The organism is Bdellovibrio sp. SKB1291214 (genome assembly GCF_002209355.2).
Classification (GTDB): domain Bacteria; phylum Bdellovibrionota; class Bdellovibrionia; order Bdellovibrionales; family Bdellovibrionaceae; genus Bdellovibrio.
This window is the reverse complement of sequence record NZ_CP106855.1, coordinates 873,019-894,894: the sequence shown is the minus strand read 5'-3', so window position 1 is coordinate 894,894 and position 21,876 is coordinate 873,019. Positions and strand designations below refer to the sequence as shown.

The following is a 21,876-nucleotide window of genomic DNA, read 5'->3' as shown; positions in this document are numbered from 1 at the left end:
CGTTTTGACCTCCATGACGGGTCCGCATAGACTTTTGTCATATACCAAGAGGAGTTTAGAATGTTTAAAACACTACTTACCAGCATGGCTCTGGTTCTTATGACGAGTTCGGCTTTTGCCGCCCTAAAAACTGAAAATGTCGAATACAAAGAAGGCAAGGCAGTCCTGGAGGGCTTTTTGGCCTACGATGATTCGGTGAAATCACCACGTCCAGCGGTTGTGATCATTCATCAATGGATGGGTTTATCTGAAAACGAAAAAATGCGCGCTCAGATGCTTGCTGAAAAAGGTTATGTGGTTTTGGCGGCCGACATTTATGGTAAAGGCATTCGTCCCACTTCCATGGAAGAGGCTGGCAAACTAGCAGGCCAATATAAAAATGATCGGAAGCTTTTCCGCGCCCGCGGTATGGCGGCTTTTAACTGGCTTAAGAAAAACAAAATGGTCGATCCTAAACACATTGTCGTCATCGGTTACTGCTTTGGCGGTACTGGGGCATTGGAAGTGGGACGTGAAGGAGCGCCAGCAGCAGGGTTTGTGAGCTTCCATGGTGGATTATCCAATCCAACTCCGAAGGATGCAAAAAACTTCAAAGGCCCTGTCCTAATAGCTCACGGTGCTTTGGATAAGAGCGTAAATCCTGAAGTGATGCCGTTCATGAAAGAAATGGATGAAAACAAAGTGGACTATGAATTCATCTCTTACTCTGGAGCAGTTCACGCCTTCACTCAAAAAGATGCAGGGAACGATCCAAGCAAAGGCGTCGCCTATAATGAAAAAGCTGACAAACGGTCTTGGGAGCTCTTCATGAACTTCCTGAACGAAGTAGCGCCAGTCACAAAATAACAAATGTGAGCAGAAAAGGTACGGATACACTGTTGGTAGCGACAACGCATCACTGATGACGCGTAAATGCTACCAAAAGTATGTCCGTACCTTGCCAATAGAATTCCCTGTGATAAGCAGGGGGTTCTTATTTTAGGGAGGTTTCGAATGAAAAAACTGGTTATGGCTTTGGTTGCGACGGCTTTCTTGGCTCCGTTTTCAGCATCTGCATTCGCTCAACCTGCTGAAGGTTGCGATCCGCGCGAAGAATCTTACGAGTGCAGCGGGAACGACAGCTCTTTTGATGGCGGTGGTTACGGTAACGGCGGTTACGAAGACGGCAGCCGTCAAGATAACGACGGCGGATACTACGATGGTGGCGGCTACGGCGGTGGTTACGATGAAGACGGTGGCTATTACGGTGGCAACGGCTACTAAGAATTAAGATGTCAGACAAAACGCTTCGGCAGAGTCGGAGTCTTAAATAAAAAAGGCAGCTTCCAGAAGCTGCCTTTTTTATTGCCACGCTTTCAAATCAAGGGCGATGGTCTCTTTCATCTCGGCGTGATTTTCTTTCGTCGATATAATCCATCACCAGCAATGCCACGGCATTTTCCAAAGCGCCCGTACGTTTGCCACCACCAGAGGCAGCTTGTTGAGGCTTTTCTTCAAAACCCAAACTCTTCATCCAAGTTTTACTGCGAAGTGAATAAACCAGAACACCGATCGCTACAACCGTCAGGCCCAAGTAAAGAGCCATACCACCCGTCACATGAAACTCTTCATTTTTATCTAGCTGTGAAGCGATTGAGGCAATAAACAAAGAGAGGCCGACACAACCCAGCGCCAAGGAGCCAATCACGGCGACCAATAACGTTGTCAATGAACGGACACGTTCAGCGAGTTGAATAGAAAATGCCTCGGCAGGTTCTTTGATGAAGCCCTTGGCATTCCCAATCAGAAAAGAAAGAAGTGGTAAGACAAATTTCATCATAACTAATCATCCCTCCGATAAAGAAGTCGAGCGATCATAAAACCGGCAAGAGCCGCAATACCCACAGCCATCCATGGATTTTCTTTGACAGAATTCTCCACGGAATTTTTAACTTCCATCATTTCGGCTTTATGTTCGTCAGAAATTTTATCAGTAAGAGGGGCTGCTGCACTCTTAAGCTCTTCTAAAATCTGTTTCTTGATTTCTTCGATAAGTTGATCACGATCCATGATGTGTTCTCCAAAATTTCCATCGGTATAAGTAGGCACAAAGTTTAACTTTCCAGACCATCGGCCAGAGGACATTATTTCCATTGTCAGTATAACTAAATAAATGTTTATTTTTTGATATCCAAGGAGTAGGTATGAGGTCTCTGTTGTTGTTGTTCTTACTGATGTGTTTCTCGAGTGAATCGATGGCTGCAGAACCGAGCTCTGCTTCCAGTTCAAGTGGTGATTGGAAGTTTGGGGTGGGAGCTGGATATAGTCCCAATTTTTTGGTCAATCTGAGAAATAAAGAAACACCAACAAGTGGAACGATGACCGAAAAAACCTATGACATGGAGTATGCGGGCGCCGCCGGATTTAGCATTCACTATTGGTATGTCCCTCAAGATTCTTGGGCCTTCATCAGCGGTTTCGATTATGGCGCTGAAAGGGAATTAAAGAAAATCACATTGAATGGAATAAGTACGACGAATATTTCGAACCCATCGAAATACCAGCAACACAACCTCTATATCGGTACCGCATACCGTTGGACTTCCTTCTATATTCCTATCGCACTTAACTACGGAATCATCAGTTTCACTCCCGCATCTACCTTTCTTGGCAGTTACGAAGCTAAAAGCGGCCTTGGCGCGATGTTGGGGTAGGTTGGTTTATCGGACAGCATTTTGTGATTGAATATGTCGGACGCTCTTCGACCACGGAATTAAAAACAAGCAGTGCCTCTGGAGTTACTGAAGGGACCGGCACAATTGCTTCCGCAATGCTGACATTGAAATGCATGTATTAGGATTACGGCTCGACCACTTGCTCCCAGAAAGGAAGTACGACTAACGTATCACTCTGGCCGCCATGAACAAGTACGCGGCCGTTCGGTAGCAATATCGAGACATGGAAGTATCTGGCGTCAGTCAGCGGGTTGCCTGTTATCCATTGATTTGAATCAGTATCATAGTAAAGAACAGAATCACTTGCAGTGAAGTCACTGCGAACCCCACCACTAACTACAAGTTTTCCGCTTGGGAGCATGGCACCTGATTGATATGTGAGAGCCTCAGGAAGTGAGGCTGCTGCGGACCATGTGTCACTGGATGGATCATAAATCTCGACCGCAGCAGAAGGGGTCATAGTGCCGTCGATTCCTCCCGCAGCGATGACCTTTCCATTCGGTAAAACAGATGTTACTGCAAACACGCGAGGTGTGCTCATCGCACCCGTTGCTGTCCAGGTGTTAAGAGCTGAATCATAGATAGCTGCACCCGTCGTACTCACAGCCAGATATTTTGTGCCTGATAAGACAACCAATGTGTCGAATAGAAATCCTGTTCTGGCGGCACCGCTGCTCCAAGTATCGGTTGTTGGGTCATAGATGTCGGTTTCGGTGATGGGACTGTAAGTTGCATCAACACCACCCGTAAAAAGTACCTTACCGTCATTCATCAAAATTGCAGAGCCGCCAAGACGTGCTCGTGGAGATGTCGTAGTTGAGATCGTTCCCGCGATTGAGTCATAAATTTCTGCCAAAGTGAGGGCCGCGCCGACGGCGTTGTAGCCTCCGGCGATCATGACCTTTCCGGATTTCAGAGCCGTGAGCGTGTGATAATATCTGCCAGAGCTTAACGTTGGGCCGGTCTCCCAAGAGTTTTTTAAAGGATCATAAATGGTAGCAGTCGTCAGCAATCCACCTTTAACGTCAACGCCTCCAGCAAAAAAGACTTTACCATTGGTCAGTAAAGCTCCTGCATGCATGTAGCGACCCTCGATAGGGAACGCGATGGACCAAGTCGGTGCTTGGTAACTCTCGATATACGATTCGGTGCTAGCAAGAGTGGAACCTACAGTTGTTCCCCCGACAACCACGGCGCGGCCATCCGCAAGCAATACAGTTCTAAATTGCGAACGACCCTGAGCAAGAACACGATAAGTATTGGTCCAAGTATTAGCAACGGGGTCATAGAACTCGGTTGAATTCGGTGCATTTGATCCACCCATAGTAAGAAGCTTGCCACTTGGAAGAATGATTGTTTGATGATCGTAGCGAGCCATGTTCAAAGAAGCTGCCGTTGTCCAAGTATCATTCAATGGATCGTAAATTCCCACGGCACTGGAAGTAACTCCACCTGTCGTGATTCCGCCCACAGCGATAATTTTCCCAGAGACTAGGGTGGCCGTATGTCTGGCGGCAGCAGTCGTTGCGGAAGTTTTCGTAGACCACGTGTTCGCCACCGGGTCGTAATCAAAGACAGATGAGCGATAAGTTGCGCCTGTGATACCACCAATCACAATCACATGCCCATTAGAAGCCAACGTTGCCGTGTGATTCTTTACAGCGGCGGGAAGAGCTGGCCCTACTGTGAAAGTGTTTGTCGCAGGATCATAAATTTCAGTTGTGGCAGTGTCTGAACCATTGGTGCCACCGGCAATCAGTACTTTGCCATCAGAGAGAAGTGTCGCTGTATGGTAGCCCCTTGCTAGGTTCATATCAGGGCCTGCACTCCAGGTGTTCGTGCTTGGATTGTAAATGTCTGTGCTATATTGAATGAGGTTGCCTGTAGACCAACCACCGGTGACTAAAATATTTCCGTTGTTCAAACGAACAGCGACGGCTGCAGATCTTGGAATCGTCATGTTAGGACCTGTGGTCCAAGTGTTTGTGTTCGGATCAAAAATTTCGGTAGTCCCTATGAAAGTCAAACCAGCCAATCCACCAGCTGCTAATACTTTTCCATTCGGCAAAACCGTCAGCGTATGTTCCGCGCGGCCCATATTTAGATTTCCTTCTTGCTGCCAGAAAAGATTTGAAAGATTAAGCTTTTCTGAAATCGGAGTTCCTGCTCCCGCAGAGGTTTTTCCGCCGATAACATGCAGAGCCGAGTTCCACACGAAAGAGGTGTGAACGGCTCTGCCTGATTGTAAGCTAGACAACGTCACCCAAGCATCTGACGTGGGATTGTACGCGAAAACTTCAGGGCAACCAACGGTGCAGTTTGCGCTGTTTTCTCCACCCGTAACTGCAATCCAACCGTTCGTTTTCACAACAGAGGGATTCATGCGAGCGAAAGGCATTGAGGAACGGGTTGTAAACGTTCCCGCTGTGGGATCATAGATTTCCGTGGTCGCTACCACCGTACCCCCAGAGAGTCCACCAATAACAACCACTCGGCCATCATCCATAACCGTCACGGAATGATAGATACGACCGACGCTGGAATTCCCAGAGTTGGTCCACGTGTTGGTAGCTGGGTCGTAAAGATGCGACTGAACCCAAAGAGTCCCATTCGTCGAGCCACCGATTGATAGAGCTTTGCCGTTAGAAAGAGTGACCAATTTATGTAATTCACGCGCGCGCCCCATATTGCCTGCGGCAGTCCATGTGTCATTCGAAGGATCATAGATTTCTGCCGAGGAAAGATCGGGATCGCCTGCCAAAGCAAGGCCACCTGACACAAGGACTCGGCCATCGCTCAACAATGTCGCAGCATGATTCATGCGGGGAGTGGACATTGAAGCGACTTGTGTCCAAGTATTGTTGGCGGGATTATAAATATAGCAGTCAGAATAAATTGCCGTGGCATTGCCGCCGCCTGCGACGAGCACTCTGCCATCGTTCAGAGTCACTGCAACTTGATACGCGATATCAACAGGGAAGTCTGCAGCCTCTGCAAACTTTTGCGTTTCAGGATCAAAAATCTCAACCGATTTTAATCCCCACTTAGAGCCGTTGACGGAACCGCCAACGATCAAGACTTTTCCGTTTGGCAGAGAACTTTGAGTGTGTGCATAACGACCTGTTTTTGCGTAGTAAGCACGATAGGCGATGGAAGTATTGGCAGGAGCAATATTGAGATCGACCGAAGTAAAATCAATGGGTGCAGCATCGAGGGTGCAACCCACAGTGCCCACCACGAGCAATAAAGCTGATAGAAACCTCACTAAACAAAAAACGTACATATGAATACTTATCGGAGTTTTGTGGGATTATTTGACCCATTTTACTAAATGGTAACATCTCAATTTGAAACGATTTAAAACAAACGGTTTGCAGCTGAAGGAAAGTTTGATGACTTCAAAATTTAATTTTGGTTCGGGAGAAAGTGGCGACCTCATTTACACCATAGCCTCGACCTGAGAAAACGCACGAATTCACACCTATGCACTAGACTCTTTCGATAATCTAATTTCATGAACACGAAAGTTCTTACACTCACAATGGTCGCAATGATGCTAAGTCTGACTGCATGTAACGGTGGCTTTGAAGCAAGCTCCGCATTAGGAATAGACTCTGCCCAAGGCTCTAATGGATCCGTAACTTTACCAAGTGCTGGCGCAGATGGTTGCTACGGAATGGACGCTAACACGTGCTTGGTGTTCAAGGCCACCAACACCCAGCGAGTAGCAAACGGCCTAGCAGCCTTGGTGTACTGCCAAGCCTGCACGCAAATGGCCTTTGAACAATCCAAGGATATGAGCGACAGACAGTATTTTGATCACGAACGCCCTGATGAAACCTTCAGCCACCGAGTCGCAAGATTCGGCCTAACCGCAGGCTGCGCCGAAAACATAGCCCAAGGCTACACTCCAGAAACCGTTGTAACCGGTTGGATGGTAAGCCCAGGCCATAGAAACAACATCCTAAACGGCAACTATAAAAGCTTAGGCATAGGTCTTTATAACGGCTACGCCACCCAGGTTTTCTACGCAGGCACAAATCGCTAAATCAAAAAACCTTAGCACAAGTCCCAGGGCGAGAGAGAAGGACCTGACGAGTCCCTCGCCATAGTTCTTCCAAAAGCTCCGCCGAATAATCAGAACGAATACTGTGATGTATCCGAGAAAGCCCATTCTCCGAAGCCACTTTAAACTGTAAATAAAGAGAATCAAACTTATTGAGATCATCAGCAGTTCCATTCCGACGAACCGACCAAAGCAAGTTCTTAAGAACGCGATTATCCGCCTTAGCCCCTAAAGAAACCTCACTCTGAAGATCCTCTAAGTTAAGTTCAGCCAACCGCCGCCCATCAGAAGTGAACCCACCCGGAGCAGCGCCAAGCCCTTGCGCTCCAGAAACTGGAACACCAAAGACACAAAACAAAAGTACGATTACCAATTTACGCCTCAACACCGCAAAGTTTATAGACACAGAACACCTCTATATTTCGTTTGGAACCACATCCCTAGTCTACAAAAGGCATCTTTCAAACTAAGTGCCGCAAAAGACCCAACAAACATCTAAGAAACCCCGGGACTTTTATTTTGAATTTTTACCGAAAAAGTCGTGCGAGGCGGGGACTATTGAAGAAGCCTGTGCGTAGTGCGGCCTCGGCGGCGCATGGATGCGCGAACCCGCCAAAGGCGGGCGCCGTTGAGCCTGGAAGGCGTGCCACACGAAGAACAGGCTTCTTCAATAGGCACCGACTCGATCCCGATTCCCTCGGAAAAAAGGCAAAAAAAAAGCCCCGGTGTTTCCACCAGGGCTTCGGATTCTCTAAGTAAGAGAAAGAATTACTTTTGCTCAGCTGCGCGCTTAGCTTGGTATTTCTTAGCAAGCTCTTCTTGGATGTTACGAGGTACTGGCAAGTACTTCGCGAATTCCATAGAGAACTCACCTTTACCTTTAGTTGCAGAACGAAGGTCAGTTGAGTAACCGAACATTTCTGTCAAAGGAACTTCAGCTTCGATAACGCAGTTACCGTCGAACGCTGTTGTACCAACGATAGTACCACGGCGTTGGTTGATTTGACCAACCGCTGAACCTTGATATTCGTCTGGAACTACAGTTTCAAGCTTCATGATCGGCTCAAGAACTGTTGGTTTCGCAGCAGCGTAAACTTCACGAAGAGCCGCCATACCAGCGATTTTGAACGCCATGTATGATGAGTCGACGTCATGGTATGCGCCGTCTTCAAGAACAACTTCAACACCAACGATCGGGAAGCCGATCAATGGACCTTTAACAGTTTGCTCTTTGAAACCCTCTTCAACAGCTGGGATAAATTCTTTAGGGATACGACCACCGACAACAGCGTTAGTGAATTTAAACACTGAGCCGTCTTCTTGTGGAGGAAGAGGTTGGATTTTACCAACGATCTTCGCGTATTGACCCGAACCACCCGTTTGTTTTTTGTGAGTGTAGTCGTAATCAGTAGCTGCAGAGATAGTCTCACGGTAAGCAACTTGCGGTTGACCAACGATCACTTCGCAGTTGAATTCGCGTTTCATACGCTCTACGTAGATTTCCAAGTGCAACTCACCCATACCAGAGATGATAGTCTCATTTGATTCCTCGTCACGGTGAACGCGGAAAGTAGGGTCTTCCTTACGGAATTTTTGCAACGCTTTAGAGAAGTTATTCGCTGCTGCTTTATCTTTTGGAGATACCGCAAGAGAGATAACCGCGTCTGGTACGTGCATAGATTGCATAGATGCATTGATGTCTTCAGAACAGAACGTATCACCAGAAGCACAGTCGATACCGAACAATGCAACGATGTCACCCGCGTAAGAAACTTCGATATCTTCCATTTTGTCCGAGTGCATACGCACTAGACGAGGAATTTTAACGGCTTTCTTATTCGTTTGGTTCGTAATGAACGCACCTTTTTGCAATTTACCTTGGTAAACGCGCATGTATGTCAACTGACCGAATGGTGTTTCTTGAAGTTTGAACGCCAAGGCAACAGTCGGTTTGTTAGCATCTGGGAAAAGATCGAACTTCTCTTCGCCTTTGTTAAGGTCAAGAGCTTGTTCTTTCTTTTCGGCTGGAGTTGGCAAGTAGTAAGTTACGCCATCCAACAAGTGCTGAACGTTTTTATTTTTGTAAGCAGATCCGCAGAATACTGGAACCAATTTCAAATCGATTACACCTTTACGGATAGCCGCTTTGATCTCTTCAAGAGTTGGTTCTTCTTCCATCAAGAACTTTTCGCCGATTGCATCGTCGATATCAGCCAAAGCACCGATCATTTTGTGACGGTATTCTTTAGCTTGCTCAACTAGATCAGCTGGGATTTCGATTTCAGTGATTTTCTCACCGTCGTTACCTTCATTGATGAAAGCTTTCATTTGAACTAGGTCAACGATACCACGGTGTTGGTCTTCCAAACCGATTGGGATGTTTACCATAACTGCATTCAAACGAAGTTTTTCAATCAAAGCATCTTTAACGCGGAACGGGTTGGCACCTTGACGGTCCAATTTGTTCACGAATGCCAAACGAGGAACGCCGTAACGTTTCATCTGACGGTCAACTGTGATGGATTGAGATTGAACACCAGATACACCACAAAGAACTAGGATCGCACCGTCAAGTACGCGAAGTGAACGTTCAACTTCAACTGTGAAGTCAACGTGTCCCGGAGTGTCGATCAAGTTGATTGTGTAATCCTTCCACTGAACCTGAGTTGCAGCAGACTGGATTGTGATACCTTTTTCTCTCTCTAGATCCATGGAGTCCATTGTAGCGCCGACGCCGTCTTTACCACGAACTTCGTGGATGGCGTGGATCTTACCTCCATAGAACAGAATACGCTCAGAAAGAGTCGTTTTTCCCGAGTCGATGTGAGCCGAGATACCGATATTTCTGACCATATCAATATTCCATTTTTTGGACATAATATTACCCTTCTTAATTGTCGTTTAAGACTTAGTTACTAATTTGAAAGTACTCGAATTATCATCGATTACATATAGATGCAAATGATGGGGCCCAGAATATAACATTGACACACCGTGACCATATTGGTGACGGCGATACCTGATAAGACTGGGTTAGCGTAAGCTTGGTGGCATGATGGACCTCCACGATCTCCTGAAAAAGCACTTCGAATTTACCACTTTTCGCGGCGAACAAGAAGCGGTTTTGCAAAAGGTATGGCAAGGCGAAAACGCCCTCGCGTTAATGCCGACGGGCATGGGAAAATCCCTGTGTTTTCAATTCCCTGCAAAAATCCGAGACGGCCTAGTAATTGTCATCTCTCCGCTGATCGCTTTAATGCAAGACCAAGTTCTGAAAGCCAAAGATTTAGGCATCCCGGCCACATGTCTAAATTCCACTTTAACGCGAGAAGAGCGCGAATCTCGTCAGGACCGCTTAGCGAAGGGTGACTTCAAACTGCTGTATGTAACTCCCGAGCGTTTTCGTAAGCCCGAATTCCTGAAAGCCATTGAGGGTCGCAAGATTCAGCTGCTGGCCGTGGATGAGGCCCATTGCATTTCCCAATGGGGTCACGATTTCCGTCCCGATTATTCTCGCGTGGGGGAGTTTCGAGCGCTTTTAGGCAATCCCCCAACAATTGCCCTGACAGCAACGGCAACCCCCGAAGTTCAAAAAGATATCTTGGCAAAGTTGAACATCCCTGATGCCGAAATTATTTCGGCGGGCATCGAACGTCCTAACTTGGCCTTGCGAGTTCATGATTTGTACGGGATTGACGATAAAATCCGCGCGATCATTGGGCTCCGCTATCAGCAGCCGGGTGCTGCCATCGTTTACTGTTCGTTGATTCAAACACTGCGAAAAATATCTGCGGAACTTCATCGCGCGGGCGTACAACATTTGGTTTATCACGGTGACCTGTCCCCCCAAGATCGTAAGCGCAATCAAAAGGCGTTTATAGCCGAAGAGTCTCCATTGATGCTGGCCACACCTGCCTTTGGCTTGGGGATCGATAAAGCGAATGTTCGGTTATTAGTTCACTCTGAAATTCCAAGCGCCTTAGAGAGCTATTTTCAAGAGGTCGGTCGAGCAGGGCGTGATGGACAAGAATCCTTTTGTCATCTTTTATACGATCAAGATGATGTCAGTATTCAAATGGAATTCTTAAAATGGTCGCATCCTGATCCAGAGTTCATTGCTAAAATTTATGATCTGATCGAGCAAAATCGCCTGCGCGTGAATCAGGAGAAGTTTGATTTCCTTCGCGAGCAGATGAATTTCCGCAACCGTCGTGATTTCCGTGCAGAGGCTGCCGTCAGCATTTTGGAACGTTGGGGCTGCTTAGAAAAATCAGAGGATCCATTTCCGTATCAGTGTGTTCATGCGCCAACTCAGGAGCAGTTCGCTGCGGAAAACGGTCCTGTCATTTTGCGTGCGCAGAATTCAAAACTGCTAGAGATGGTGCGCTTTGCGACTCAAGATAAAGAATGTCGCATGAATTTTATCTATCACTACTTTGGACACCGACACGAAACTCCCTGTGGCAAGTGTGATATTTGTGTTGATAATCAAAACTAGCAGCGGCTCTTTGAGAGGCCTTTGGAGATCAGTTAAATTGATCCTTTTGATTATCATCTAAAAAAGGAGGATCTATGTTTAATGTCTCGAAAAAATTGACAACTCTGTTTGCAGTGTTCCTGATTGGTGGCGCCGCATATGCCGCCGATCTTCCGCTGAATAAACTCAAAATGCCTCCGGGATTTGAAATTTCCGTGTGGGCAAAGGTCAAAGATGCGCGCTCTATCGCACAGGCACCAGGTGGTCGATTTTTTATCGGCTCGCGTGCGGGGGACAAGGTCAGCCTTGTTCAGAATGGAAAAGTGCAAACCTTCGCTGAAGGCCTAGACACGCCCAACGGTGTCGCCTTTAAGGACGGAAAACTTTACGTCGCTGAAGTTTCAAAGATTTTGGAATTCAATGTGCCTGATAAAATTTCAGCACCCCAAAAACCCGCAAAAACATTGTCGCAAAAATTTCCCAGCGACACCCATCATGGCTGGAAATTTATCCGATTTGGCCCTGATGGTAAGCTGTATGTCCCCGTGGGCGCCCCATGCAATATCTGTGATATGGGAACTGAATACGGACGCATTTATCGGTTAGATGTGAATGGCACAGCAAAGGATATCGTTGCAGAAGGCGTTCGCAATACTGTGGGATTTGATTGGGATCCGACGACGAAGGATTTGTGGTTTACGGAAAATGGTCGTGACTGGTTGGGAGATGACTCTCCTCCGGATGAAATCAATCATTTGTCGAAAGTGGGGGAGCATTTTGGATTCCCATTTTGTCATGGCAAAAACGTTCTAGATAAAGAGTTTGGTAAGGGCAAAGACTGCAAGAACTATAAAGCTCCTGAAGCCGAGCTAAGAGCCCACGTTGCAGCCCTAGGGATGCGCTTTTATAATGGGAAGATGTTTCCTTCTGAGTATCAAGGCGGTATCATTTATGCTGAACACGGTTCTTGGAATCGCAGCGCGCCTCAAGGTTACATGGTTGGTTTTGCTAAAGTCAAAGACGGCAAAATAACCTCGGTCATGCCATTGGTTGAAGGTTGGTTGCAAGTGGGAGACGCGTGGGGGCGCCCTGTTGACGTTGAAGTTATGGAAGATGGTTCCGTCCTCATTTCTGACGACAAGGCCGGTGTGATTTATCGTCTGACTTATAAGGCAAAAGGAAAGTAGCTTTGACAAGATTTCACTCCTCCGTCGAGTTTCCAGATCCACGCGATACGATGGCCGAAGGTATTTTGGCCGTCGGTGGAAAATTAGATGTGGGGACCTTGTACACAGCCTACAGCAAAGGAATTTTCCCATGGCCACAGGTCGGTTTTCCGATGCTGTGGTTTTCCCCTGAAAAACGCGGCATGATGTTTTTTAATGAATTCCATGTTCCAGAAAGCCTGCAAAGGTTTCGTCGTAAAAATCCGCAAATTACGTACACGGTTAACAAAGATTTCGATCACGTGATGGCCGAGTGTGCGAACCAAATACGCCCGGGCCAAGAGGGCACGTGGATTCTGCCCGTGATGAAACGCGCCTATCATGAATTCAATAAAGCGGGCTTTGGACTTTCGATTGAAGTTAGGGAAAACAACGTCTTAATCGGTGGCATTTACGGCGTGCTAGTCGATGGAGTTTTTAGTGGAGAAAGCATGTTTTATAAAAAGCCTAATGCCTCTAAATTGGCACTGTGGTTTTTAGTTGAGCATCTTTCACAGCTGGGGCACCAATGGATTGATGTTCAGATGGTGACGCCGGTCGTAGCCCAACTGGGAGGACGACTTGTGGATCGTGAGGAATACCTGCAATTGCTCGAAGAGCGTCATCAACAAATAGCTGCAATTCCTTAAAAAGTGCCGTAAGTTGACGGCATGCCTTTACTAAGTACATACAAGCTTGAAAAATCATTCGCGGGAAAAACTCTTTTTAAAAACGTCAGTCTGGGGATTGATGAAGGTGACCGCATTGGTTTAGTTGGTCCTAACGGCGCGGGAAAATCCACGCTTTTAAAAATCATCGCAGGTCGCATGAAACCTGACGGTGGTGAAGTGACGATGAATAAGGGCTTGGGCATTGGTTATCTTGAACAAACCCCTACATTCACTCCAGGCGTTTCTATTTTAGATGCAATCATGGGTGATCTTGATTACGGCGAATTTATTGGACCTGCGTATGAATGGATGGCCCGCTTAGAGCTTTCTCAGTTTGGCGATACGTTCTTGGTGGAAGATCTTTCGGGAGGTTGGAGAAAACGCGTGGCTTTGGCTCGCGAACTTGTGCAAAATCCGCAGCTTTTGTTGCTGGATGAGCCCACGAATCACTTGGACGTCACTTCCATCATGTGGCTTGAGGAGTTCTTAGCCAAAGCGCAATTCGCAACTTTGATCATCACCCATGACCGTTTATTTCTTCAACGTGTGACGAATAAGATATTCGATTTGGATCCGAAAAATCCAAACTACTTGTTTGTGACGTTGGGTGATTATTCCGCGTACGTTGAATCTAAAGAATTGATGATGGCGGGGCAGGAAGCCAAAGAGCTGACGATGAAGAACACTCTTCGTCGCGAAACAGAATGGCTTCGTCGTGGTGCTAAGGCCCGTTTAACCAAACAAAAAGCACGGATTGATCGTGCCCACACGTTGAAAGACGACGTTTCTGATTTGGTGGCGAAAAACGCCAATCGCACGGTGAAAATTGAATTCAAAGATGCAGATCGCAATCCACAAAAATTGATCGAGCTTTCGCACATCACGAAAGCTTATGATGATCGTATCTTGTTTAAAGACTTTACTTACCTGGTAAATCCAAAAACGCGCATGGCCCTTTTGGGTGACAACGGTTCTGGGAAATCCACTTTGATTCGCATCATGTTGGGGCAAGAAACTCCTGACATGGGGGAAGTAAAGCGTGCGGAAAACTTAAAGGTCGCGTATTTCGAACAGAATCGCGAAACATTAAGCCCGCAAAAATCAGTTCTTAAAAATATCTGTCCTGATGGTGACTATGTTCACTATCAAGGCTCTTACGTCTATGCGCGCAGTTATCTGGAGCGTTTCCAATTCAACCGTCAGCAAATGGATATGCCCGTCGAAAAACTATCAGGCGGGGAGCAAGCTCGTCTGCGTATCGCTCAATTGATGTTGAACGAAGCGCAAGTTCTGATTCTGGATGAGCCGACGAATGACTTGGACGTGCAAACATTGGCAGTCCTTGAGGAATCTTTGCGCGATTTCAATGGCGCTGTGATCTTGGTAACCCATGACCGATACTTTATGGACCAAGTTGCTAAAGAAATTATCGCTCTTCATAAGAATCCAGATGGTCATACGACCATGGAGCGTTTCGCCGGCTTCTTACAATGGGAAGAATGGTACGACGATTTGAAAGAGATGGAAGCCGCAAGCAAACAAGAAGAAAAGCAACAAGCGAAAGCTGCTTCCGGTGGAAAAGCTAAAAAGTTAAGTTTCAAAGAAAAGTTTGAATTGGAAAACATGGAAGCAAACATCGCAGCTCTTGAGGAAAAACTTCAAGCAGCGCAAACCCAAAGCATGCTTCCAGACATCGCCAGCAACCCCAAGAAGGTTCAAGAGCTGTACAATGAGATCGCTACCACTCAAGCTGAAATCGAGCGCCTATACGCTCGCTGGAATGAATTAGAAGGCAAATCTTAAAAATAGGCTCTCGGTACTACATCGAGAGTGACAATCCAAAGCCTGCGATTCCGTCGACACGCCATCCGGGCTCACCGTCGCCGGCTTCGCCGGTTCGCGCATCGTGCGCCGACGGAGGTCGACTGCAGCGCAGGCTTTAGCTTGCCACCCTCGCTGTAGAAGGAGATTGTTTTTAGATTCTTTACTAGGAGATGGGGATAAATTCGGCTGAGATGAAAATTAAAAACCCAGCTTGTTGAGAGCTGGGTTTTTTTGTGGGCGCAGCAGGGATGTGCGCCGTCTGTGTCGTTGTGCCGTTAGACTATCTGTCTACGTTTGCGCATTTTGCTGGGTATGTTTGGCCGCGTTTGAAGTACATTTTGCCTTCGATACCGCCATTGCCGTTCATGAAGTCAGCTACGTATTCGCCAGATGCAGACAAAGAACCTTTGAATGCAGATGAGTAACCGTTTGTACCCGCTGGGTAACGACCGTTTAACGTCAAAGTCGCTGGAACGAAATCGCTACGATAAACGCCTGTTAGGATCGCTTTCGTGAAGTCTGTTTTGTCATAGTTACGACGGAACTCACCAACAAGTGTTGGTTGAGTTGTGTTACCAGTCGCTTCTTTTTCGAACAAGGACAAAGTCATTTTAGCTTTATAGCTTGGGACATTTCTTTGTTGCATTTCTTTAGTCGTGATAACGCAACCATAGTACGTTCCGGAAATGGCAGTCAATTCTCTGCGAAGACGGTCATAGTATTCCTCATCAGAACCGTTACCGCCATTTGCAGAGCCACCAACTACGAATTTCGCGTTGAATCTGCCGATGATGCCAGCTTTAGATTTAACAGTACCCGACATGATGCCATCTTTGATAGTCGCAAAGATGGTTTGGATGTCGTCGTTCGTAGTTGCTGCTGGATTCAAGATGTTCAACAGACCGTTTTCCGGAGTGTAGGAAGCATCAAGATTTGTAATCGGTTGGGAAGCAGGATTCAAACGAGTGTAAGCTGCTTTTTGCTTGTAGCTGATTTGTGCAGAACCGTCAGTGTTCGTGCCTGTTTGTACAGAGGACAAAATCAATGCGATTTGAATCACTTCAGTTGCACCGTTTTCACGGATTAGATTACCTGTGTATGAGCCTTCAACTTTAGCGAAGCTCTCCGCCGTTTTGCGATTTTGTTCCGCAAGTTTTTTATTCAACTTGTCGGCACCTGAGTCGTCGTTATTGAATGCGCATGCACCAAGTGCCAAAACGCTCAAAGTAAGGATTAATTTTTTCAACATAAAGTCCCCTGCCTATTTTCCATTTTCTGACGGTTGTTCGTCAGGAATAAGTTCGTCTCTTGATGCTGCCCATTCATTCAAAGCGATGTGGTAGTTACCTACAGCAGTGATGTATTGGACTTCTGCTGTGAATGAACTGTTAAGAGCAATGATCAAGTTATTAATATCTGTTCTGCCTTGAGCGTATGAGCGTTGTAACTCCGTTACTGCTCTTTCGCGGAACTCTTTTTGCTTCTCCGCGCTTTGGGCAATCGAGTAAGCGGCTTGTGCTTTACGCTCCGCTTGTGTGTTTGAGTCGATAACTTCAACCAACTGACGTTGCAAACGCGTTTGTTCCAAGTCGCGATTTAGCTTGTTGTAAACGATACGCTCGTTTTGAATGTCAGAGCCAAAGTTATAAGCAAATCTTAAACCTACATAGTAATCAGGTCGAGAGCCACCCGTTAACTCCGAGTATGAGTCCTCGGACTTTTCAGCCACACCTGTCGTATAAGCTTTTCCGACAACATTCAAAGTCGGGTAGGCTAAAGACTTAGATGCTGACAAGCTTTCTTCCGCAGCAGAAACTTTCAGTTTTTGCGAACGGATTGCACGCAAGTCTTCAGTTTTTACTGGCGGCAAGCTTGGCATTGCTGGGAGCATGGTGCTCATCTCAAACTTAACTTCAGATTTTGGATCCAACGCCAAAGACGTTAATAGATTTTCTACTGCAGCTAAATATTCAGTCGAAGTCGATTTGACGGTTTGCTCGCGAGTTTCAAGTTCGGCCTGAGCTTGCGGCAAGTCTCCAGGGTTTGAATAACCCAATGAAGTTTTTCTGCGAACGGTGTCGACCAATTTTTTATAACGGTCGCGCGCACTCACAGCTTCCTTGAAGTTTTCTTGAGCGATATACGCTGTCCAGAATTGACGGATAGATTCCAAAACCACGTTTTCCAAATCGTTTGCACGAAGGATTTCCGAAGCTTTGTAGTTTTCCTCTGCCGCATTTACAGTTCCGCGATCAGCCACACCAAAGAAGTTACCCAAGATCGCTTGTTCCAGCACGATGCCCGCGCGGTCCAGAGTTTGATTATCCGGTGGTTGCACTGTCAAAGCTGTATCGTAATCCGCGTTCAAAGAAAGACGGTTCAACTCGATAGTTGCTAAAGTCCCCGTCGTGAATGGTTTAGACAACGTCAAAGTCGTATTGTAGCGTTCGATTTTGTTGCGTGGATCTAAAGTTTGAGAGGAAAGCAATTGAGCTTGCTTGTCCAATTCATAACCTGTTGTCACACCTAAAAGCCAATCGTACTTAGCCAGTGTTTCAGCAAAGGGAAGTTTATATTGTTGATACTGAAGATTAACTTCTTTGGTACGGTAACCCTGTTGCAATGCCAGTTCCGCTACTTTTTTCTGAGACAAAGTAACAACTGAAGCTGCAGCAACCGGAGTTGTCTGCGCCATCGCAGTGGAGGTCGCACAAAGAAGCAGGATGATTTTTTTTACCATGATACTTTCGTCCCCAATTCAAAGCTGTCTTTTTCTAATGCGATTTCTTGTTGGCCACTAAGTTCTCTTTGTGACCACTCAGTGAAAACGGACCATTTTTTTGTTAAACGGAAGTCTAACCCATAGTTCATCGCCGTGTAAGAAGCTTGTTTGGAAAAGTGCGCAAAATCGTTCGATGAAGATTGAGTGTAGTTCAAATTCCCCCATTGTGGAGAAAACGTTAGCCCCAACCAAGAAAGCTTCGCATGGCGAAGGCTTAAAGTCGGACCGCCGGAGAACATAGTCGTATTCAAACGAGCGTCATCAACAACAGTTCCACCTGAAAGAGTGACCGATGTGTTTTGTGTCGCGATTGAACCATCAACGCGCAGACCACCGCTGATTAATACGCTCGCGGCATTCCACTCCGGAGTCATCACACCGATTGTGAGCCCGGGCATGAATGTTTGATCGTTTTTAGACAAATCAAAAGTTCCTGCCGTGTCTGTTGTCACAGTTCCCTTTGGTTGAAATTGCTGAGCCGTGAAGCCCGCAAAGTACTGCCAAGAGCGACCCATGATTTCCGGTTTTGGATCTTTTAACACCAACATTCCTGTTGTCGTGGCATCAGTTGCAGATTTTGAAGCGACGCCCGAGGCTTTTGTCTCGGCCAAAGCAGCTTCACGCACAGATTGAGGAGCTGGTGCTTCTGCAAGCTTGGTTTTAGAAGAAGACGTTTTCGCCCAGCCGGTAGCTGATGCAAGAACAAGAGATACGCATAGAGAACTCGCGAAACGAGTCGTAATCATAAGAGCCTCCGTAGTGGCTTGAAGTGCGGTCATGAATAGTCGTTCAGACCAACCATGTCAATCACTGTTTAGGTGCCTAAGTATTGCTTAGGATTCCTTAATGAGGTCAGTAAAATCAAAGTCTTGGCTGGGGCGCGTGCTGAAGTTTGTTCATGGCAGTCTGGAGCATGCTGGGCTACACTTAAGGGACTTTTGTTCCAAGGAGAAGGAATGCGTATTTCGGATATTTCCATCAAGAATCCAGTATTTGCGTGGATGTTGATGTTTGGACTGATGATTTTCGGTTTGATTTCATTTTCAAGAATGGGTTTAAGCCAATTACCTGACGTGGATTTCCCGACGGTTTCTGTGAGCGTGACTTTGGATCGCGCCGCGCCAGAAGTTATGGAGACGCAAGTCGTTGATGTCATTGAAAGCGCATTGATGGGCGTTGAAGGGGTGCAAAGTATCACTTCGAGTTCAAAAACGGGTTCTGCAACAATTACCGTTGAATTTAGTTTGGACCGTAACATTGATCTCGCTTTGCAAGATGTTCAGGCAAAAGTTTCAGGGGCCCAGCGACTCCTGCCAGATAACGTGGACGCGCCGACAATCTCAAAAACTAATCCTGATGACCAACCGATCTTGTGGTTGGCACTTACTTATGACAAAGGTGATCTTGAATTCTTGATGAAATACGCCCGCGACTATTTGAAAGATCGTTTCACGACGGTTGATGGTGTCGGTGATATTTTCTTGGGTGGTTATACTGATCCTGTCCTGCGTGTATTCGTAAATACCAAAAAACTTCCTAGTTACAATATCTCTGTTAATGACGTGATTGATGCCATCAAGTCAGAACACTCCGAAGTTCCTGGCGGTTACATTGAAACCAAGAAAAGTAATTTCAACGTTCGTACGATGGGTGAAGCTAAAACCATCGAAGAGTTTAATAATATCGTGATCAGCCGTCGCGCGGGTTCTTTGACTCAGGACCCAACGAACATGGTTAAAATTGGTCAAGTCGCAAGTGTTAGCATGGGCCTGGACAATATCACTCGTATTTCCAGATTCAATGGCGAGCCAGCGTTAGGTTTAGGTATCCGTAAGCAGCGTGGGACTAATGCAGTTGCCGTTGCCAAAGCGGTAAAAGCGAAAGCTGAAGAAATTCAATCTCAACTTCCTGAGGGCATGAAAGTTCATGTGAACTTTGATAGCACGCAGTTCATCGAAAAATCTGTGGGCGAGTTGACCCATCACTTGATCTTGGCGGTCGTCCTGACATCTTTGGTTTGTTGGGCTTTCTTAGGATCCTGGTCTGCGACGTTTAACGTTTTGCTTTCGATTCCGACTTCATTACTTGGTGCTTTCATCGGTTTGTACTTCTTGGGGTACACGCTTAACACATTCACGTTACTTGGTTTAACACTTGCGATCGGTATCGTCGTTGACGATGCCATCATGGTTCTGGAGAATATTTTCAGGTACAATGAGGAGGGGCACGGTCAGATCGAGTCTGCGATCCTGGGCTCTCGCGAGATCTCCTTTGCCGCCATGGCAGCCACGGCCGCAGTTATTGCGATCTTCCTTCCTGTTGCTTTCATGAAGGGCATCATTGGTAAGTTCTTAATGCAATTCGGAGTTACCATCTCCATCGCTGTGTTCTTGTCCTTAGTGGAATCTTTAACGATCACTCCCATGCGTTGTGCGGGATTCGTTCACCACGGTGAGCGCACAACTAAAATTGGTAAGGCGTTTGAAGCCTTTATGGAGAGCTTAAAACACGGTTATGAGCGTTGGTTGCGCAAAACTCTGCAGTGGCGTTGGACTGTTATCTTGGGTTCTTTGACGTTTGTTGCTTTGTCATTTATCTCCGTAAAATTCTTGGTGAAAGAAATGTCTCCCGCGCAGGATCAAAGTATTTTCCTAGCGCGCCTGATCTTACCAGTCGGAAGCTCTTTGGCTTACACGGATGGCCAAGTGAAACAAGCAGAGGAGTGGTTGCGCTCTCGCCCAGAAGTGAAACAAGTCTTTGCAAGTATCGGTGGTTTCGGCGGTGGTATCTCCGACGCGAATACGGCAATGATGTTTATTACGATGAAGGAATTTAAAGAGCGTCCAGTCGATCCCAAAACTGGTAAGCGCATGACTCAAACAGATTTTATGCAAATCACTCGTGAAGCGTTTGCAAAGATCCAAGATGTGCGTCCGGTGTTGATGGATATGTCACAACGTGGTTTTTCCAGCGGTCGTGGGTATCCGATTGAATTTACGGTGATGGGCTCTGATTGGGAAAAACTTGCAGGCTTCTCCCAAACAATCATGGACGAAATGGCAAAAACGGGCTTGATGGTCGATATCGATACGAATTACCTGCTTGGTATGCCAGAAATCCAAGTAAAACCTGATCGTGTGGCTGCCGCCCAGCACGGTGTTAGCATCGCCTCTGTGGGTACGACTGTGAATGCATTGATTGGTGGTGTGAAAGCCGGGGAGTATCCCGAGGGTGGTCACCGTTACGATATCAAAGTGAAATTGGACAATAAAGAAGATGCAATGGTCGAGATCAAGAAGTTGATGATCGGAAATAATCGCTCGAATTTGATTCCAATTGATCGCGTGACAAAACAAGAAACGACGAAAGCATTACAAAGTATTTCGCGTATGAATCGTCAACGCGCGATCACGATCACGGCCAATTTAAAAGCCGGAGCTTCTCAGCAAGCCGCTATGGAGGAGATTTTGAAAATCGGCAAAAAAGTTTTAGAGCCGGGTTACATGATCGAGCAACAGGGTTCTTCGAAAACGTTTAAAGAATCCATCCAAAGCTTCTTTGTGGCGTTTATCTTGGGTATCGTGATTGCCTATATGATCTTGGCTTCCCAGTTTAACTCGTTCATCGATCCTGCGACGATCTTATTGGCCTTGCCACTGAGTTTCTCGGGGGCATTCTTTGCCTTGTTGTTCACGGGTCAATCCTTGAACATGTATTCGGCCATTGGGTTCTTGTTGTTGATGGGGATCGTGAAAAAGAACTCGATCTTGCTCATTGAGTTTACCAATACCGTGCGCGACCGAGGTGCAGGTACTGCCGACGCGGCATTGATTGAAGCGTGTCCGATTCGTCTGCGTCCGATCCTAATGACCTCTATCGCAACGATCGCCGCCGCAGTCCCATCTGCGATGGCAACAGGAGCGGGTTCTGAAACGATGAGACCGATGGCTTTGTGTTTGATTGGTGGGGTCTTGGTTTCTACCGTCCTGACATTGTTCGTGGTGCCAGCAGCTTACTCTGTTTCAGACAGATTCAGAAAACGCGACGAAGTCCGTGAAAAAACAAAACAGGCTTTCGCAGCAGTTGGCGATGGCGGAGCTCACTAATAGCCTTAAAAATGGACAGTCCTAAAAAAAC

The 21,876-nt window shown here is 46.6% G+C and carries 17 protein-coding genes; 9 read left to right on the top strand and 8 right to left on the bottom strand.

What is annotated here, in order from left to right:
- The first annotated feature begins 60 nt into the window (after nucleotides 1–60).
- Nucleotides 61–846 (top strand): dienelactone hydrolase family protein, encoded by a 786-nt coding sequence (locus B9G69_RS04410; RefSeq protein ID WP_088616735.1) that lies wholly within the window; start codon nucleotides 61–63, stop codon nucleotides 844–846.
- A gap of 147 nt (nucleotides 847–993) precedes the next feature.
- Nucleotides 994–1,263, top strand: a complete 270-nt coding sequence (locus B9G69_RS04405) for a hypothetical protein (RefSeq protein WP_141096973.1) — start codon at nucleotides 994–996, stop codon at nucleotides 1,261–1,263.
- Between the two features lie 97 nt (nucleotides 1,264–1,360).
- On the opposite strand, the gene B9G69_RS04400 is transcribed toward B9G69_RS04405, so the two are convergent.
- Both B9G69_RS04400 and B9G69_RS04395 read right to left on the bottom strand, forming a co-directional pair.
- Nucleotides 1,361–1,819 (bottom strand): hypothetical protein, encoded by a 459-nt coding sequence (locus B9G69_RS04400; RefSeq protein WP_254917003.1) that lies wholly within the window; start codon nucleotides 1,817–1,819, stop codon nucleotides 1,361–1,363.
- A gap of 2 nt (nucleotides 1,820–1,821) precedes the next feature.
- Nucleotides 1,822–2,049, bottom strand: coding sequence for a DUF883 family protein (locus B9G69_RS04395; protein ID WP_088616736.1), 228 nt, complete (start codon nucleotides 2,047–2,049; stop codon nucleotides 1,822–1,824).
- Between the two features lie 134 nt (nucleotides 2,050–2,183).
- Between B9G69_RS04395 and B9G69_RS04390 the strand changes: the two genes are divergently transcribed.
- Complete coding sequence (locus tag B9G69_RS04390; RefSeq protein ID WP_254917004.1) at nucleotides 2,184–2,693, top strand: hypothetical protein; 510 nt, start codon at nucleotides 2,184–2,186, stop codon at nucleotides 2,691–2,693.
- A gap of 145 nt (nucleotides 2,694–2,838) precedes the next feature.
- Here the strand turns inward: B9G69_RS04390 and B9G69_RS04385 are convergent, their stop codons facing one another.
- Nucleotides 2,839–5,979 carry a kelch repeat-containing protein gene (locus B9G69_RS04385; protein WP_217897732.1) on the bottom strand — a complete coding sequence of 1,047 codons (3,141 nt, stop codon included), beginning with the start codon at nucleotides 5,977–5,979 and terminating at the stop codon, nucleotides 2,839–2,841.
- Between the two features lie 249 nt (nucleotides 5,980–6,228).
- On the opposite strand from B9G69_RS04385, the gene B9G69_RS04380 reads away from it, so the two are divergent.
- A complete protein-coding gene (locus B9G69_RS04380) occupies nucleotides 6,229–6,762 on the top strand; it encodes a CAP domain-containing protein (RefSeq protein ID WP_088616738.1) in 534 nt (177 codons plus the stop codon).
- Nucleotide 6,763: 1 nt separating this feature from the next.
- Here the strand turns inward: B9G69_RS04380 and B9G69_RS04375 are convergent, their stop codons facing one another.
- Both B9G69_RS04375 and fusA read right to left on the bottom strand, forming a co-directional pair.
- Nucleotides 6,764–7,186 carry a hypothetical protein gene (locus B9G69_RS04375; protein WP_088616739.1) on the bottom strand — a complete coding sequence of 141 codons (423 nt, stop codon included), beginning with the start codon at nucleotides 7,184–7,186 and terminating at the stop codon, nucleotides 6,764–6,766.
- A gap of 362 nt (nucleotides 7,187–7,548) precedes the next feature.
- The gene (gene fusA, locus B9G69_RS04370; protein WP_088616740.1) at nucleotides 7,549–9,657 is read right to left on the bottom strand and encodes an elongation factor G; all 2,109 of its coding nucleotides are present in this window, start codon (nucleotides 9,655–9,657) and stop codon (nucleotides 7,549–7,551) included.
- Nucleotides 9,658–9,904: 247 nt separating this feature from the next.
- On the opposite strand from fusA, the gene B9G69_RS04365 reads away from it, so the two are divergent.
- The 4 genes from B9G69_RS04365 to abc-f all read left to right on the top strand — a co-directional run bounded on the left by B9G69_RS04365 (nucleotide 9,905) and on the right by abc-f (nucleotide 14,936).
- Nucleotides 9,905–11,278: a RecQ family ATP-dependent DNA helicase gene (locus B9G69_RS04365; protein ID WP_265437972.1), complete on the top strand. Its 1,374-nt coding sequence runs from the start codon at nucleotides 9,905–9,907 to the stop codon at nucleotides 11,276–11,278.
- 74 nt (nucleotides 11,279–11,352) lie between these two features.
- Nucleotides 11,353–12,444, top strand: a complete 1,092-nt coding sequence (locus B9G69_RS04360) for a PQQ-dependent sugar dehydrogenase (protein WP_088616742.1) — start codon at nucleotides 11,353–11,355, stop codon at nucleotides 12,442–12,444.
- A 2-nt stretch (nucleotides 12,445–12,446) separates the two neighbouring features.
- Nucleotides 12,447–13,112 carry a leucyl/phenylalanyl-tRNA--protein transferase gene (gene aat / locus B9G69_RS04355; protein WP_254917005.1) on the top strand — a complete coding sequence of 222 codons (666 nt, stop codon included), beginning with the start codon at nucleotides 12,447–12,449 and terminating at the stop codon, nucleotides 13,110–13,112.
- Between the two features lie 21 nt (nucleotides 13,113–13,133).
- Complete coding sequence (abc-f, locus tag B9G69_RS04350; RefSeq protein WP_088616743.1) at nucleotides 13,134–14,936, top strand: ribosomal protection-like ABC-F family protein; 1,803 nt, start codon at nucleotides 13,134–13,136, stop codon at nucleotides 14,934–14,936.
- Nucleotides 14,937–15,237: 301 nt separating this feature from the next.
- Here the strand turns inward: abc-f and B9G69_RS04345 are convergent, their stop codons facing one another.
- From B9G69_RS04345 to B9G69_RS04335, 3 genes are read right to left on the bottom strand one after another with little or no spacing between them, the layout of a single operon-like run.
- Nucleotides 15,238–16,206 (bottom strand): hypothetical protein, encoded by a 969-nt coding sequence (locus B9G69_RS04345; protein ID WP_088616744.1) that lies wholly within the window; start codon nucleotides 16,204–16,206, stop codon nucleotides 15,238–15,240.
- A 12-nt stretch (nucleotides 16,207–16,218) separates the two neighbouring features.
- The gene (locus B9G69_RS04340) at nucleotides 16,219–17,697 is read right to left on the bottom strand and encodes a TolC family protein (protein WP_088616745.1); all 1,479 of its coding nucleotides are present in this window, start codon (nucleotides 17,695–17,697) and stop codon (nucleotides 16,219–16,221) included.
- Nucleotides 17,691–18,485 carry a hypothetical protein gene (locus B9G69_RS04335; RefSeq protein ID WP_254917006.1) on the bottom strand — a complete coding sequence of 265 codons (795 nt, stop codon included), beginning with the start codon at nucleotides 18,483–18,485 and terminating at the stop codon, nucleotides 17,691–17,693. The genes B9G69_RS04340 and B9G69_RS04335 overlap by 7 nt, the downstream gene beginning before the upstream one ends.
- Nucleotides 18,486–18,695: 210 nt before the next feature.
- Here B9G69_RS04335 and B9G69_RS04330 point away from each other — a divergent pair, with 210 nt between their 5' ends.
- On the top strand, nucleotides 18,696–21,845 hold the full coding sequence (locus B9G69_RS04330; RefSeq protein WP_265437971.1) for an efflux RND transporter permease subunit: 3,150 nt from the start codon (nucleotides 18,696–18,698) through the stop codon (nucleotides 21,843–21,845).
- Nucleotides 21,846–21,876 lie beyond the last annotated feature (31 nt).

Coding starts and splice junctions, on each gene's coding strand:
- B9G69_RS04410 (WP_088616735.1), top strand. CDS start 61: ATGTTTAAAACACTACTTACCAGCATGGCTCTGGTTCTTATGACGAGT.
- B9G69_RS04405 (WP_141096973.1), top strand. CDS start 994: ATGAAAAAACTGGTTATGGCTTTGGTTGCGACGGCTTTCTTGGCTCCG.
- B9G69_RS04400 (WP_254917003.1), bottom strand. CDS start 1,819: ATGATGAAATTTGTCTTACCACTTCTTTCTTTTCTGATTGGGAATGCC.
- B9G69_RS04395 (WP_088616736.1), bottom strand. CDS start 2,049: ATGGATCGTGATCAACTTATCGAAGAAATCAAGAAACAGATTTTAGAA.
- B9G69_RS04390 (WP_254917004.1), top strand. CDS start 2,184: ATGAGGTCTCTGTTGTTGTTGTTCTTACTGATGTGTTTCTCGAGTGAA.
- B9G69_RS04380 (WP_088616738.1), top strand. CDS start 6,229: ATGAACACGAAAGTTCTTACACTCACAATGGTCGCAATGATGCTAAGT.
- fusA (WP_088616740.1), bottom strand. CDS start 9,657: ATGTCCAAAAAATGGAATATTGATATGGTCAGAAATATCGGTATCTCG.
- B9G69_RS04360 (WP_088616742.1), top strand. CDS start 11,353: ATGTTTAATGTCTCGAAAAAATTGACAACTCTGTTTGCAGTGTTCCTG.
- abc-f (WP_088616743.1), top strand. CDS start 13,134: ATGCCTTTACTAAGTACATACAAGCTTGAAAAATCATTCGCGGGAAAA.
- B9G69_RS04345 (WP_088616744.1), bottom strand. CDS start 16,206: ATGTTGAAAAAATTAATCCTTACTTTGAGCGTTTTGGCACTTGGTGCA.
- B9G69_RS04340 (WP_088616745.1), bottom strand. CDS start 17,697: ATGGTAAAAAAAATCATCCTGCTTCTTTGTGCGACCTCCACTGCGATG.
- B9G69_RS04335 (WP_254917006.1), bottom strand. CDS start 18,485: ATGATTACGACTCGTTTCGCGAGTTCTCTATGCGTATCTCTTGTTCTT.
- B9G69_RS04330 (WP_265437971.1), top strand. CDS start 18,696: ATGCGTATTTCGGATATTTCCATCAAGAATCCAGTATTTGCGTGGATG.